Annotated in this window: 13 protein-coding genes; 10 read left to right on the top strand and 3 right to left on the bottom strand. The window is 66.9% G+C overall.

All coding sequences use genetic code 11. The features are described 5' to 3' along the window. Window positions 1-189 precede the first annotated feature (189 nt). The 3 genes from ACSUZJ_RS12485 to ACSUZJ_RS12475 all read left to right on the top strand — a co-directional run bounded on the left by ACSUZJ_RS12485 (window position 190) and on the right by ACSUZJ_RS12475 (window position 3604). Window positions 190-1602, top strand: a complete 1413-nt coding sequence (locus ACSUZJ_RS12485) for an APC family permease (RefSeq protein ID WP_499408544.1) — start codon at window positions 190-192, stop codon at window positions 1600-1602. A gap of 67 nt (window positions 1603-1669) precedes the next feature. Further along, window positions 1670-2263: an SAM-dependent methyltransferase gene (locus tag ACSUZJ_RS12480; RefSeq protein WP_499408542.1), complete on the top strand. Its 594-nt coding sequence runs from the start codon at window positions 1670-1672 to the stop codon at window positions 2261-2263. Window positions 2264-2506: 243 nt separating this feature from the next. After that, window positions 2507-3604 (top strand): alpha/beta fold hydrolase, encoded by a 1098-nt coding sequence (locus ACSUZJ_RS12475; RefSeq protein ID WP_499408540.1) that lies wholly within the window; start codon window positions 2507-2509, stop codon window positions 3602-3604. Here ACSUZJ_RS12475 and ACSUZJ_RS12470 read toward each other — a convergent pair. From ACSUZJ_RS12470 to ACSUZJ_RS12460, 3 genes are all read right to left on the bottom strand, one after another. Then, window positions 3601-4560 (bottom strand): PDR/VanB family oxidoreductase, encoded by a 960-nt coding sequence (locus ACSUZJ_RS12470; RefSeq protein WP_499408538.1) that lies wholly within the window; start codon window positions 4558-4560, stop codon window positions 3601-3603. The genes ACSUZJ_RS12475 and ACSUZJ_RS12470 overlap by 4 nt on opposite strands. 88 nt (window positions 4561-4648) lie before the next feature. Further along, window positions 4649-5734: a Rieske 2Fe-2S domain-containing protein gene (locus ACSUZJ_RS12465; RefSeq protein WP_499408536.1), complete on the bottom strand. Its 1086-nt coding sequence runs from the start codon at window positions 5732-5734 to the stop codon at window positions 4649-4651. Then, window positions 5731-6915, bottom strand: coding sequence for an ABC transporter substrate-binding protein (locus ACSUZJ_RS12460; protein ID WP_499408534.1), 1185 nt, complete (start codon window positions 6913-6915; stop codon window positions 5731-5733). Before ACSUZJ_RS12460 ends, ACSUZJ_RS12465 begins: the two co-directional genes overlap by 4 nt. 127 nt (window positions 6916-7042) lie before the next feature. On the opposite strand from ACSUZJ_RS12460, the gene ACSUZJ_RS12455 reads away from it, so the two are divergent. From ACSUZJ_RS12455 to ACSUZJ_RS12425, 7 genes are all read left to right on the top strand, one after another. After that, on the top strand, window positions 7043-7951 hold the full coding sequence (locus tag ACSUZJ_RS12455) for a LysR family transcriptional regulator (protein WP_499408532.1): 909 nt from the start codon (window positions 7043-7045) through the stop codon (window positions 7949-7951). Between the two features lie 77 nt (window positions 7952-8028). Beyond that, window positions 8029-9438: a nucleobase:cation symporter-2 family protein gene (locus ACSUZJ_RS12450; protein WP_499408530.1), complete on the top strand. Its 1410-nt coding sequence runs from the start codon at window positions 8029-8031 to the stop codon at window positions 9436-9438. Window positions 9439-9664: 226 nt separating this feature from the next. Further along, complete coding sequence (locus tag ACSUZJ_RS12445; protein WP_499408528.1) at window positions 9665-9919, top strand: DUF4148 domain-containing protein; 255 nt, start codon at window positions 9665-9667, stop codon at window positions 9917-9919. A gap of 105 nt (window positions 9920-10024) precedes the next feature. Beyond that, entirely contained in the window at window positions 10025-10471 is a 447-nt protein-coding gene (locus ACSUZJ_RS12440; RefSeq protein WP_499408526.1) for a MarR family winged helix-turn-helix transcriptional regulator, read from the top strand. Window positions 10472-10548: 77 nt separating this feature from the next. Continuing rightward, a complete protein-coding gene (gene mqo / locus ACSUZJ_RS12435; RefSeq protein ID WP_499408524.1) occupies window positions 10549-12171 on the top strand; it encodes a malate dehydrogenase (quinone) in 1623 nt (540 codons plus the stop codon). Between the two features lie 178 nt (window positions 12172-12349). Then, a complete protein-coding gene (locus tag ACSUZJ_RS12430) occupies window positions 12350-13171 on the top strand; it encodes an alpha/beta fold hydrolase (RefSeq protein ID WP_499408522.1) in 822 nt (273 codons plus the stop codon). A 341-nt stretch (window positions 13172-13512) separates the two neighbouring features. Further along, window positions 13513-14613: a porin gene (locus ACSUZJ_RS12425; protein ID WP_499408520.1), complete on the top strand. Its 1101-nt coding sequence runs from the start codon at window positions 13513-13515 to the stop codon at window positions 14611-14613. Window positions 14614-14679: the final 66 nt, after the last annotated feature.

The raw sequence follows: 14679 nt of genomic DNA, 5'->3' as shown, positions 1-14679 counted from the left end.
TCTCACCCCGACGATCCAGGAAACGCCGCGTCCAGTGCGCGTCCAGATGGGCGCACGCAATCCTCATGACATACTGGGCCCGCCGTCGGCCAGGGCGGTGCGCACCGGAACCGCACGCAATCCGGTCCGGCACAATGCGAACTCGGCGTGCATCGGGCGGTCGAACTTCCTTTGCCGAGCATGATTGCCATGGACCCAAGTGAAGCGGTACGCATCGCAGCACCTCCCGGAGCGGCCCAACCCAGGCCGACCATCGGCCTGCGCGCGGCCGTCGCACTGATCGTCGGCGTGGTCATCGGGGCAGGCATCTTCAAGGCGCCCGCGATCGTCGCTTCCCTCAGCGGCAGCGCAACGGCGATGTTCGCGCTGTGGGCGCTCGGCGGCCTGGTTTCCTTCATCGGCGCGCTGTGCTACGCGGAACTGACCACGGCCTATCCGCACGCGGGCGGCGACTACCACTTCCTGCGCCGCGCCTACGGGCGCACGGTGGCCTTCCTGTTCGGCTGGGCGCGCTTCTCGGTGATCACCACCGGTTCGATCGCCCTGCTCGGCTTCGTGTTCGGCGACTACCTGCAGCAGGCCCTGCCCCTGCCGGGCGTGGCGCGCGGCACCGGTTCCACGCTGTACGCCTGCGCCGTCATCGTGGTGCTCACCCTGCTCAACCTGCGCGGCATCCGCACCGGCACCGCCACCCAGGGCTGGCTCACGCTGCTCGAGGTCGGCGGCCTGCTGCTGATCGCCGGCGCCGCCGCCTTCCTGGCCGATCCCGCGCCCGCCGCAGCCGCATCAAGCCCGGCCAACGGCGCCGGCGCCTCGTACGGCATGGCGATGGTCTTCGTCCTGCTCACCTACGGCGGCTGGAACGAAGCCGCCTACATCAGCGCCGAGGTGCGCGACGGCAGGCGCTGCATGGTGAAGGCGCTGACGCTGTCGATCCTGGTCATCACCTGCCTCTATTTGCTCGTCACCTGGGCCTGCTGGCATGTGCTCGGGATGCAGGGGATGGCCGCGTCCGAGGCGCTCGCCGCCGACGTCATGCGCGCCACCCTGGGGCCGATCGGCGAGACCATGATCGCCCTGCTGGTCGCCGTCTCGGCCCTCACCTCCATCAACGCCACCATGATCGTCGGCGCCCGCACCGGCTACGCCATGGGCTGCGACTGGCCGCGCCTGCGCCGCCTCGGATATTGGGACGGCGAGCGCGGTTCGCCTGCCGCCGCGATGCTGGTGCAGGGCGTCGCCGCCCTGGTGCTGGTCGGCATCGGCAGCGCGGTCGGCAGCGGCTTCAAGGCCATGGTCGAGTTCACGGCGCCCGTGTTCTGGCTGTTCTTCCTGCTGGCCGGGGCTTCGCTGTTCGTGCTGCGCCGGCGCGAGCCGGACTTGCCCCGGCCCTTCAAGGTTCCCCTGTTTCCCCTGGTGCCGCTGCTGTTCTGCGCCACCTGCGCCTGGATGCTCTGGTCCAGCCTGTCCTACGTGTTCAGCCAGTCGCTCGGCGGGCTGAACGCGGCCTGGATCGGCGTGGCGGTGCTCGCCCTCGGCCTGCTGCTGTTGCCGCTGCTGCGCGGCAAACAGGCCGGCGCAGGGGCCTCCACCCCGCCCTGACCCGCGAATCCCCCCTTGTTCCGCCTGTCCCGCCTTGTTCCGCCTTGTCCATCAAAGGAGAATGTCGATGAACCACCCCACCAGCCGTCGCAATGTCCTGCTCCTGGGCGCCACCGCCACTGGGCTCAGCCTGCTTCCCGGACCCGGCCCGCTCGCCCAGGATGCCCCCACCCCGCCCGCGCTCGACGTGCCCTATGTGCCCACGCCCCAGCAGGTGGTGGACCGCATGCTGGCGCTGGCCAAGGTCGGCAAGAACGACGTGCTCTACGACCTCGGCTGCGGCGACGGGCGCATCGTCGTCACCGCGGCCAAGGAGTATGGCGCGCGCTGTACCGGGATCGACCTCGACCCGAACCGCATCGCCGAGGCCAGGGCGAACGCGCGCAAGGCCGGCGTCGAGAAACAGGTGAACTTCAAGGTGGGCGACCTGTTCGAGGCCGATTTGTCGGACGCCTCGGTGGTAACCCTCTACCTGCTGCCGAGCATCAATACCAAGCTGCGGCCGCGCCTGTGGCAGCAGCTCAAGGTCGGCTCGCGGGTGGTGTCCCATGCCTTCGACATGGGCGCGGAATGGCCGGCCGAGAAGACCGAAACCGTCGACGGCCGCACCATCTATTACTGGACCATCACCGAGGCGCAGAAGCGGCGCGCCAAGGCGTGATATGGCCCGAACGGCCAGGCGCGGGACCGCCACGCGGGGCCCGCGCCGCGCGCCGTCGACCGGCCTTGCCGGTCTCGCCGTAACGGATCCCTGTTTGCGGTAAGCTGATGTCGATACAAGGAACCTCCTGCTGCGGCGGCGCCTTTAGCGCGGCGCAAAGGCAGCGCCGGTTCAATTGGAACACGGTTGGAAGCGCACCCAAGCTGGCGTAGAGTGCTGCCACCCAAACCCGTTGAGGACGCCATGCACGCAATGAACTGGAGCAGCTTTTCGACACTCGGGGCAACGACCCTGAAGAACATGGACCGATCGCGCCAGGCGCGCGGCCAGATGTACGACCGCGCCGGCTACGGACCACAGGAAACACCCCACACCATCCTGCACACCGAGCCCGGCATGCAGGTACGCCGCTACGGCGACGCGGACGACGATGGCCCGGCCGTGCTGCTGGTACCGGCGCCGATCAAGCGTTCCTACATCTGGGACCTGGCGCCGGACATCAGCGTCGTGCGGCGCTGGCGCGAGCGCGGCTACCGGGTCTACCTGGCCGAATGGGTGCCCCTGGCCGACAGCACGCTCGACTATGGACTGGCCGATTACGGCGACCGCCTGCTGACGGAGGCCCGCCGGGTGATCGAGGCCGACAGCGGCGAACAGCGCGTCTACCTTGCCGGCCATTCGCTGGGCGGCATCCTGGCCGCAATCCACAGCTGCCTGCACCCCGAGGCCCTGCGCGCCACGGTGCTGCTGGAGGCGCCGCTGCACTTCGAGCCGGGCACCTGCTGCTTCTCGCCGCTCATCAAGCAGGTGCCCGATGCACGCAAGATCGCCGACACCTTCGGCCAGGTCCCGGGCGTATTCCTGAACATGATGAGCGCGATGGCCGAGCCCCAGGCCTTCCAGTGGGAACGCATGCTGGACCGCAGCATGTCGCTCTTCAATCCGCAGGCCATGGCCACCCACATGCGGGTCGAGCGCTGGACCCACGACGAGTTCCCGCTGCCGGGCCAGCTGTTCGTGGACCTGGTCGAATCGCTCTACCGCAAGGACGAACTCATGCAGGGCAAGCTGAGCGTCGGTAGCCGCAGGATCGGGCCGAAGGACCTGTGCACGCCCCTGGTGAGCGTGGCCGACCCGCGCAGCAAGGTGATTCCGCCGCAGTCGGTGCTGCCCTTCCACGACGCCGCGTCCAGCCCGGCCAAGCTCCTGCTCGAATACGGCGGCGACGTCGGCGTCAACCTGCAGCACGTCGGCGTGCTCGTGGGCCGCAGCGCCCATGCGCGCATCTGGCCGGCAATCTTCGACTGGCTGGAGGCGCAGCGCGCGGCCCCGGGAAGCTAGAGGTCGAGCACCAGCATGCCCTGTTCGCGCGAACAGCAGGGCGTGAACTGGTCGTTCAGCGCCCGCTCCTCGTCGGTGAAATACTGGTCGCGATGCTCGATCGCGCCCTGCAGCACGCGCGTGACGCAGGTGCCGCAGACGCCCTGCTCGCAGGAGACCGGGATGACGATGCCCTGTTCTTCCAGCGCCCGGGTGACGCTCAGGCCCGGGCCGACCCTGCACACCTGGCCCGTGCTGGCGATCTTCACCTCGAAGGGCGCCGCACCCGCGTCTGCGGCGGGCGCGGCGCCGAAATGCTCGACGTGGACGCGTTCGCCCGACCAGCCCTGTCTTCCTGCCGCGCTCGTGACCGCCTCGATGAAGCCTGCCGGCCCGCACACGTACAGGTGGGTGTCCGGCGTGGCCGCGTCCAGCGCTGCGGCAATGTCCAGCCTTGGCTCCGTACCGGCGTCGAAATGAAAGCGGACCCGGTTGGCGAAGCACGAGCCGGCAAGGCGCTCGCGAAATGCCGTGCGCTCGGGCGCGCGGGTGCAATAGTGCATCGTAAAGTCCGCCTCCAGCTGCGCCAGCCGCTCGGCCATGCACAGGATGGGCGTGACGCCGATGCCGCCCGCGAACAGCAGGTAGCGCCTGGCCTGCACCAGCGGAAAGTGGTTGCGCGGCGCGCTGATCTGCAGGCTGTCGCCTACCCGCACGCTGTCGTGGATGGCGCGCGAGCCGCCGCGTGAACGCGGATCGCGCAGCACCGCGATCAGGTAGCGGTGCCGCTCGGACGGCGCATTGCACAGCGAATACTGGCGGGTCAGGCCCGGCCCCAGCTGCACGTCGATGTGCGCGCCGGCCGTGAACGGCGGCAGCGGCGCTCCGCCGGCATCACCGAGCTCGAGACCGACGATGTCCTGCGCCTCGCTGTGCCTGGCCAGGACGGTGACGCGCAGCGGCGATGGCATGTTCATGACGCTTTCATCCTCATTCTCGTCCTCGTTTCGGGCATGCGGCCGCGCATCCTGCGGCGCGGCCGGCATGCGTGCTGGATCGCCGCTGTCAGCGCGCCGGCGCCGCAACCGCAGCCAGTGGCGCGACGCCGCCTGCCTGCTGCTTCAGCAGGCGCTCGACGATGCGGCGCGCCCGGTTCGGGCCGGCGTCGACGTGGATGTCGACCTGGGGCGCGCCGGGAAAGCGCAGGATGTTCTGGTACTGCGCTTCGATGACGACCTTGTCTTCGTAGAAGGTCAGGGCCGTCTGCTCGTACACCAGGTCGCTCACGTCCGGCTTGTCCGGATGGCTGTTCGAAGCCATGGTCCACAGGTAGTGCGCGCTGTGCTCGGTCTCGGGGGTGATCGCGTGGAAGCCGCGCATGTGGAAGCCGCCGCGCTGCGGGTCGTCCAGGTCCTCGGTGCCCACGTCCGCACCGCCGGTCCAGATGTTCAGGTGACTGACATTGAACTCGACCTCCTGCCAGCGGTCGATATTGCCCTTGAACGGCCAGGCCCCGAGGTAGGTCGGCGGCGGCGCCGAATCCGGCATGTAGCGCAGCACCCTGACCTGCTCGCCACTGCCCTCGACCCGCAGGTCCGCGTTCATGTGCACCTTCGCATTGCCGCCGATGGTCTTCAGGTGGACATAGCCGAGGTGGCTCAGGTCCAGCAGGTTGTCGTGGATGAGCTGGTAAGGCGCGTCGTAATGGAAGACGTCGCCCCGGAAGCGGTAGCGCGGGTCGCTGTGCACCCAGTACGAGGGCGGCTCGGTGGTCGGCGCCGCACCCGCTTCCTGGGGCATCCAGATCCACAGGATCTGGTCCTTCTCGACCAGGGTGAAGGACTTGACGCAGGCCTTGGCGGGGATGCGTTCCTGGCCCGGAATCTCCAGGCAGGCGCCGTTCGGCGCGAACAGCAGGCCGTGGTAGCCGCAGCGCACGCCGCGGTCCTCGACCGTGCCGCAGGACAGCGGCAGCGACTTGTGGCAGCAGCGGTCCTCGAGCGCCGCGACCTCGCCCGACCCGGTGCGGAACATCACGACCTTGTGGTTCAGCAGCGTACGCGCCAGGGGCTTGTCCTGCAATTCCCAGGCAAAGCCCGCGACATACCATCGGTTCAGTGGAAACATGATCGGCTCCTCGTGTTGATTCATTTGGCTTCCTTGCCCGGGTCCTTGACCGCATCGAAGCGGTCGATCTCGGTCGCGACCAGCCTGGCGCCCTGCTTGTCGATGCGGCGGATGTACATGGTCTGGACAATGTCGCGCGTGGCGGGATCGATGGCCACCGTGCCGCGCGGGCTGCTGCTCGAGTAGCCCTTCAGCGCCGCCATGAAGACCGGGCCGCTGGCATCCCCCTTCGTCCTGGCCAGGGTCTTGGCGATCAGCGCCATGCCATCGTAGGACGCGGCGGCAAGGAAGGACGGCTGCATCCTGCCGTTCACGGTCTTGCCGAAGGCTTCGACGAACTTCGCGTTCTCGGGACCGGGCCGGGTATAGGAATAGAAGCCCGAGGAATAGATGCCGACCAGCGAATCGCCGCCGGCTTTCAGCACATCCTCGTCGCCCCAGCCTTCGCCGCCCAGGAAGCGGATATTCGCCTTGTCCAGGCCTTTCTCGCGGTAGGCCTTGGTAAAGGAGACCATCGGCTGGCCGTTCGGCAGGAAGACATGGATCGCATCGGGCTTCTCGTCCTTGATGCGCTGGACGAAGGCGCCGTAGTCGACGCTCGAGAGCGGCATGCGCACCGAGCCGACGATCTTGCCGCCGAGGGCCGTGAAGGTGTTGTTGAACCAGGCTTCGGCGTCCACGCCGGGCGCATAGTCGGCCACCACGGTATAGACGCGCCGCGCGCCGGTCTTGTAGGCCCATTCGGCCAGCGGCTTGGCCGACTGGGCGATGGTGTAGGAAACCCGCGTCACATAAGGAGAACGGGCGGTGATGGCCGAGGCGGCGGCGTTCATCACCACCATCGGCTTCTTGGCCTGGTCGGCGATGCCGGCGGCGGCCATGGCGTTCGGCGTGAAGACGAAGCCGGCCAGCACGTCGACCCGGTCGCGCGTGACCAGCTCGGTGGCCAGGCGCTTGGCGATGTCGGGCTGGGTGCCGGTGTCGTCCTTGTAGATGACCTCCAGGCGCTTGCCGGCCACCGTGGCGCCGTGCATCCGCAGCCAGGTATCGATCCCGGCCTTCATCTGGGCGCCGCTCTCGGCGGCCGGTCCGCTGAGCGAGGTGATGACGCCGATCTTGATCGTATCGGCGCCGGCGCTGGCGTGCGCCGCCACGGCGCCGAGGGATAAAGCGATGCACCATGACGCCATCGGGAAGCGATTCATGCCTGTCTCCTTGTCTGTTGTAGGTATCGTTGTCGGCTTGTTGTCCAGCGACCGTGTTTGCCATCATAGTGAAGCTGTGTTATCTCTCAAGATAATTCGCCGCATAACATTTATTCGAAAACGAAATATGAACAGCGACACCGAATTCGACCTGAACCTGTTGCCGGTGGTGCTGGCGATCGCCGAGGAGCGCAGCGTCAGCCGCGCCGCCAACCGTCTCGGCTGGAGCCAGCCAAAGGTGAGCATCGCCCTGAACAAGCTGCGCGCGGCGCTGGGCGATCCGCTGTTCGTGCGCGGCTCGCACGGCATGGCGCCGACGCCGCGCGCCGAGGCCCTGATCGCCCCGACCAAGGACATCCTGCTGCGGGTGAAGACCGACGTCCTCTCGGGCGCGGCTTTCGATCCGGCCACGACGACGCGCCGCTTCACCTTCGCGCTGTCGGACATCGGCGAGATGACTTTCCTGCCCAAGCTGCTGGCCTACCTGCAGGCGCATGCCCCGAACGCGCGGATGCGCTCGGTGACGGCGTCGCCCGAGGAAGTCGCCGAGGGGCTCGAGGCCGGCGAGATCGACCTGGCGGTCGGCTACTTCCCCGACCTGAAGGCCCGCAACTTCTTCCAGCAGCGCCTGTTCACCCACTCCTTCATCAGCCTGCTCAACGCCAGGCACCGCATCAGGGGAAGCCGCATTTCGATGGACGACTTCCTGCGCATCGGCCACGCCGTCATCAGCGCCGAGGGACGCAGCCAGGAAATCTTCGAGCAGCTGCTCAAGCGCCACCGCATCGAGCGCCGCATCGTGCTCGAAACCCCGCACTTCATGTCGATCCCCTTCATCATCGCTTCCACCGACCTGCTGGTCACCGTCCCCTACGCGGTCGGCGAATCCTTCGCCAAGATCGCCAGCATTCGCCTGATCGAGCCGCCGCTGGAGATCCCGAACTTCGACCTGAAACAGCACTGGCACCGCAAGTACCACAAGGACGCGGCGAACATGTGGATCCGGGGGGTGCTCGCGAAGCTGTTCTCGGGCTGAAGGGCGCAGGCCGCGACAAAAAATGAGCCATGGAAAGCGCAACAGCGTAAAATCGCGTTTTTGCCCGGTGCCCGCGCATGACTACCCAACCCAAGCTGCCCGCCTCCGCTTCCCCCTCCGTCCCCGCCTCGGCCCAGGTTCGCGCCGACCTCGTCCTCGGTCTCGAAGACCGCCCCAGCCCCCTGGTCGGCATGCTCGCCGCCCTCCAGCACCTGCTGGCCATCATCGTCCCGATCGTCACGCCGGGCCTGTTGATCTGCCAGGCGCTCGGGGTCTCGGCGCGCGACACCAACCTGATCGTCTCGATGTCGCTGGTCATTTCCGGCATCGCCACCTTCGTCCAGTGCCGCCGTTTCGGCCCGCTCGGCGCGGGCCTGCTGATCGTGCAGGGCACCAGCTTCAACTTCGTCGGCCCCCTGATCGCCGGCGGCTCGCTGATGGTCAAGCAGGGCACCCCGGTGGAAGCGGTGATGGCCGCCATCTTCGGCGTCGTGGTCGCCGGCTCCTTCGTCGAGATGGGCGTCTCGCGCGTCCTGCCTTTCGTGAAGCGCATGATCACGCCGCTGGTGACCGGCATCGTGGTCCTGATGATCGGTCTCACCCTGATCAAGGTCGGCCTGATCAGCATGGGCGGGGGCTTTGCGGCCATGTCCAACGGCAGCTTCGCGAACGGCGAGAACCTGCTGCTGTCCGGCGTGGTGCTGGCCATCATCGTGATCCTGAACCGCATTCCGGTGGTCTGGCTCAGGAGCAGCGCCATCGTCATCGCGCTGGCGGTCGGCTACGCGCTGGCCGCCTGGCTCGGCCGCCTGGACTTCACCGGCATGCATGAAGCGCCGGCCTTCCAGGTGCCGGTGCCGCTGCACTTCGGCCTGTCCTTCTCGTGGTCGCTGTTCATCCCGATGATCGTGATCTACCTCGTCACCTCGCTGGAAGCCATCGGCGACGTCACCGCGACCAGCAAGATCTCGCGCGAGCCCGTCGCAGGCCCGGTCTGGATGAAGCGGATCAAGGGCGGCGTGCTGCTCAACGGCGCCAACTCGCTGCTGGCGGGCGTCTTCAACACCTTCCCGAGCTCGATCTTCGCGCAGAACAACGGCGTGATCCAGCTGACCGGCATCGCCAGCCGCCACATCGGCGTCTGGATCGCGCTGTTCCTGGTGGTGCTCGGCCTGTTCCCGAGCGTGGCCGGCGTGATCCAGGCAGTGCCGGAGCCGGTGCTGGGCGGCGCGGCCATGGTGATGTTCGGCGCGGTCGCCGCGGCCGGCATCAACATCCTCGCCAGCGTGCAGCTCGACCGGCGCGCCCTGCTGATCATCGCCGTCTCCCTGGCCCTGGGCCTGGGCGTGTCGCAGGTGCCGGAATTCCTGGTGCACATGCCGGCCGCGATCCGCAACGTGCTCGAGTCGGGCGTGGCCACGGGCGGCATCTGCGCCGTGCTGCTGAACTGGTTCCTGCCCGACAGCCACGAGGCCGCCGCGCACTGAGGCGCGCAAGCGCTGTCTTCCTTCCGGCTGGCGGTCGCGCCAGCCGCGCCGGGTTCCCGTTCCGCACGGGGCCCGGATCGCTTTCCGATTTCGACCACATGTTCTTGCCAGGCAAGAATGCGTAGAATCACTTAGTTCAGGAATGTACTATTCAGTGATAAAATTAGTCCTGACGGACCGATGGCGGCCCGCCAAACTTTCAATCCAACGATATTTGGCGAACAAAATGATCACGAAAATCCTGATCCCTACCCTGCTGCTTTCCCTGATGGCCGGTTGCGCATCGACCAGCCCTGCAAGCTCGAACGACCCGGTGCGCGCCCGCGTCCTGGCCGAACTCGAACAAGCCAAGGCCGACGGCTCCTACCCGATCACCGAAGCGCACTACGCAAACCTGCCGGTCGACCGCAGCGCCCGCGCATCGGCCCGCGTGGTCGAAGCCGCTCCTGCCGCCGCGACCGCGGCCACCGCAGCTCCCTGAGCCCCCTGCGCCCGGATTACAATCCGTTCTTTGTCTTTTCTGCAAGGAATAACGATGAGTGACTTTGGGCCAACCGATCAACGTTTGCGTCGCGTCGAGGCGCGCATGCCAGGGTTTCCCGTGGACGCGATGCGACTGGTCCGGATGACGAATCACCTGCACAAGACCTTCCGCGACCGCACCAATGCCCTGGTCAAGAAATACGACCTCGCCGATTCGAGCTATACCGTGCTGGCCATCCTGTATGGCTGCGTCGACGAAAGCTCGAGCGCCTCGGAACTGAGCGAAGCCTGCCACGAAAAGCCGGCCAACCTCACCCGCGTGTGCGACGAACTGGTGGCGCGCGGCCTGGTCGAGCGCTGCCCGAAGCCGGGCGACCGGCGCGCCGTGATGATCAAGCTGAGCGAACGTGGCCGCGCGCTGGCCGAACAGGCCATCCCCGAGGTGTCGAACATGGTCATCGAGGCCTGCAACGACTTCAGCCCCGATGAACTGCGCCAGTTGTCCGACCTGTATTCCCGGCTGCTGGCCAACCTGAACGGGCGCTCCTGAGCGCCAATTTGCAATACCCCTGTCCACCCAGGCAGGGGCAACCGTAGTTTTGAGTTTTTTGATCCTGAAATAACGCCATGCGTAAAGTACTCGTAGTTGCACTCTCCGGCCTGCTCCTCGCCTCATGCGGCAAGGCCCCGGCTCCCAAGAACGACAAGCCCGTCGACGTGGTCCTGATCGGCGCCGGCGTCATGAGCGCCACCCTGGGCACCATGCTCACCGAACTGCAGCCCGACCTGAAGGTCGAGATGTACGAACGGCTCGACTCGGTCGCCGCCGAAAGCTCGGACACGCTGAACAACGCGGGCACCGGCCACTCGGCTTTCATGGAACTGAACTACACGCCGGAAGGCCCGGACGGCAAGGTCGAGACCAAGAAGGCGGTCGACATCAATGAACAGTTCGAGATCTCGAAGCAGTTCTGGGCCTACCAGGTCAAGCACGGCTACCTGCCCGACCCGCGCGCCTTCATCAACAACGTGCCGCACATCGCCTTCGTCTGGGGCGACGACAACGTCAACTTCCTGCGCAAGCGCCATGAGGCCCTGCAGAAGGAAAACCTGTTCAAGGGCATGCTGTACACCGAAAATCATGACGAGATCCGCCAGTGGGCGCCGCTGGTCATGAACGGCCGCGACAAGAACCAGAAGGTCGCCGCGACCCGCATGGACATCGGCACCGACGTCAACTACGGCACCCTGACCCGCACCATGGTCAAGAACCTGACCGAGAAGAAAGGCGTGGCCCTGCACCTGCGCACCCAGGTCGAGGACATCAAGCGCGGCGCCGACGGCATCTGGAACGTCACCATCAAGGACCTCGCCAAGGACAAGGTCGAGACCGTGCGCGCCAAGTTCGTGTTCATCGGCGCCGGCGGCGGCGCGCTGCCGCTGCTGGAAAAAACCGGCATCCCGGAAGTGAAAGGCTACGGCGGCATGCCGGTCGGCGGCCAGTTCCTGATGACGAACAACCCTGCGCTGGTCAACGCCCACCTGGCCAAGGTGTACGGCAAGGCCTCGGTCGGTTCGCCGCCGATGTCGGTGCCGCACCTGGACACCCGCATCGTCGACGGCAAGCGCACCCTGCTGTTCGGACCGTTCGCGACCTTCTCGACCAAGTACCTGAAGAACGGTTCCTGGACCGACCTGCCGGCCGCCATCAGCACCAGCAACGTCCGTCCGATGCTGCAGGCCGGTATCGACAACATCCCGCTGACCAAGTACCTGATCGAACAGGTCATGCTCACGCCGGAAGACCGCCTGGCCTCGCTGCGCGACTACCTGCCGGAAGCGAAGATGGAAGACTGGACCCTGGCCACCGCCGGCCAGCGCGTGCAGATCATCAAGGATTCGAAAGACGGCGGCATCCTGCAGTTCGGTACCGAAGTCGTGAGTTCGGCCGACGGCAGCGTCGTGGCCCTGCTCGGCGCTTCGCCGGGCGCCTCGACCGCCGCGCCGATCATGCTGAAGGTGCTCAAGCAGTCCGCTTTCAAGGACACGCTGGAAACCCCGGCCTGGAAGGCCAAGATGCTGGAAATGGTGCCGTCCTACGGCCAGAAGCTGAACAACGACCCGGCCCTGGCCAACCGCATCCGCCACTACAGCAGCGAGGCGCTGGGCCTGAAGGCGATCACGCTGGACGAGCCGGCAGCCGCAACGGTGGTCGCCCAGGCCGCCGCCCAGACCGTGGCGCAGAAATAAGCCGCCCCGGTCGGTAGTACTCTCGAAAGCCCCTGCATGCAGGGGCTTTTTTCCGTCCCTGCTTCCTGTGCGGCTTCCGGGCCCGGCCACGCCGGCCTGGACCGTGCTGTACGCGCCTGGGTTATGATCGGGGCGTGGCGCCCGCGCCCGCAACGTCGAACCAGCCTCACGCGCATTCATGACAGTTACCGAGCACACCCCAATCCAGGTCAGCGATACCTGGGTCGATCACCCGCAAGGCCGCCTTTTCGTGCGCAGCTGGCATGCGGCGCAGCACGCCCAGGGCCAGGCCGGCGAAGCGCCCCTCCTGCTGCTGCACGATTCCCTCGGCTGCGTCGAACTGTGGCGCGACTTTCCGGCCGCGCTGGCGCAGGTGCTGGGCCGGCGCGTGATCGCCTACGACCGCCTCGGCTTCGGCCGCTCCGATCCGCGCGGCGGCGCGCTCGCACCGGGTTTCATCGAAGAGGAAGCCAGGCTCGTCCTGCCGGCGCTGCAGCGGGCACTGGCCTTTCGCCGCTTCATCGCCTTCGGCCACAGCGTCGGCGGCGGCATGGCCGTCCATTGCGCGGCGCTGCATCCCGATGACTGCGTCGCCCTGGTCACGGAATCGGCCCAGGCCTTCGTCGAGGAGCGCACCCACGCCGGCATCCGCGAAGCCAGGCTCGGTTTCCAGGATCCGGACCAGTTCGGGCGCCTGGTCCGCTACCACGGCGACAAGGCGCGCTGGGTGCTCGATGCCTGGACCGAAACCTGGCTCGGCCCGGGGTTCGCGGGATGGTCGCTGGACGGCGTGCTGCCTCAGGTACGCTGTCCGCTGCTCGCCCTGCACGGCGAGCACGACGAATTCGGCTCGGTGCGCCACCCCGAAACGCTGGCCAGGCTCGCCGCGGGGGCGGCGCACGTCGAGATCATGGCCGGCGCCCGCCACGTTCCCCACCGCGAGCAGCCCGCGCTCGTCCTGCGCCTCGTGCGCGACTTCCTCGGCGCGCCCGGCGCCTGAAGCGGGCCGGCCGCACCCGGCCGCCGGCGCCGACATCGCCCCACGCCGATGTGCGTGCATCGACAGCTCATCGTGCAGTTTCGCACAGCAGAACGGTTTTCCCGCCTTTTTCCCTCATCCTGAGGCTTTTCTCCCATTCGTGTGGATGCCGCGAGACAAAAATACGGCTCAGCCACACTGTCTATCGTAGATGCATTAATAATTGTTGACAGTGTTGTCACATGAAAATAGAGTTTCACTATAGACGGCTGAGTTCCACCAAGAGAAACGGTGCCGCTATGCAGCTTTAGTGCGATTGGCCTCGCCGGGGTCGACCATCATAAAAAGAGGAGACAGCATCAGTGAAGAAGCACATCATCGCAATGGCCGCGCTCGCCGCCTGCATGTCCGCCGCGTCGGCGCAAACCAGTGTCACCATCTACGGTATCGTCGATGCCGGTATCACCCATGTGAACAATGACGGCCCGAACGGCGGCCGCACCACGGTCGAAGCCGGCCAGATGCAGGTGTCACGCTGGGGCTTCAAGGGCGTGGAAGACCTGGGCGGCGGCCTGAAGGCCCGCTTCGGCCTGGAAGGCACCCTGCTCAACGACACCGGCGCCGCCGGCGTCGGTACCGGCAACCCGCCGACCACCAGCCTGTTCGACCGCGAAGCCACCGTCGGCCTGACCGGCAACTTCGGCTCGATCGACTTCGGCCGCCAGAACATCCTGGGCGTGCTGTCGGTCGGCATGGCCGACCCGATGGGCCTGGCCTTCGCCGCCACCAGCCCGAACGTGCTGTTCTCCGCGATGAACCACGCCGGCGTCTACGGCGCCTACGGCGCCAACGGCAGCGGCACCGCGCTGCGCCAGAACAACTCGATCCGCTACGTCTCGCCGTCCTTCAGCGGCTTCGGCTTCGCGCTGATGCGCGCCTTCGGCGAGCAGGCGGGCGATTCGCAGCGCAACTCCTACGTGGGCGCCTCGGCCTTCTACAATGCCGGTCCGCTGAACCTGTACGGCGCCTATGCCCGCATGAAGAACAATCCGACGAACATCGCGGTCAGTCCCGACCTGCTGCACTCGCATGCGATCGGCGTCAAGTACACCATGTCGCGCGCCGTGCTGAAGTCGACCTATTCGGAAAACAAACTCGACAGCACCGGCCGCAAGATCAGCGTCTTCGGCGCCGGCGTCGACGTCCCGGTCGCACCGGCCATCACCCTGACCGGCGCCTTCTACAACACCCGCCGCTCGGGCGACCTGAAGGACGACTCGCAGCAGTACATCTTCATCACCCGCTACGCGCTGAGCAAGCGCAGCACCGCCTACTTCTCCTACGGCCACGCTGCGACCGACCGCATCGTGCAGGCAACCGACATCAACCTGGCCCAGGGCTTCGTCGCCGTGGGCAGCGATTCGGCGAACCGCCTGACCGTGGGTATCATGCACATGTTCTGATCGCCCTTCGGGACGAACAAAAGCCGGCTGGGTTTGCACCCAGCCGGCTTTTTTATTGTTGCGTAG

Source organism: Telluria sp. B2 (assembly GCF_051789535.1).
GTDB lineage: Bacteria > Pseudomonadota > Gammaproteobacteria > Burkholderiales > Burkholderiaceae_D > Telluria.
The sequence above is the reverse complement of the archived record's forward strand: the minus strand, read 5'-3'. Positions and strand labels throughout refer to the sequence as shown.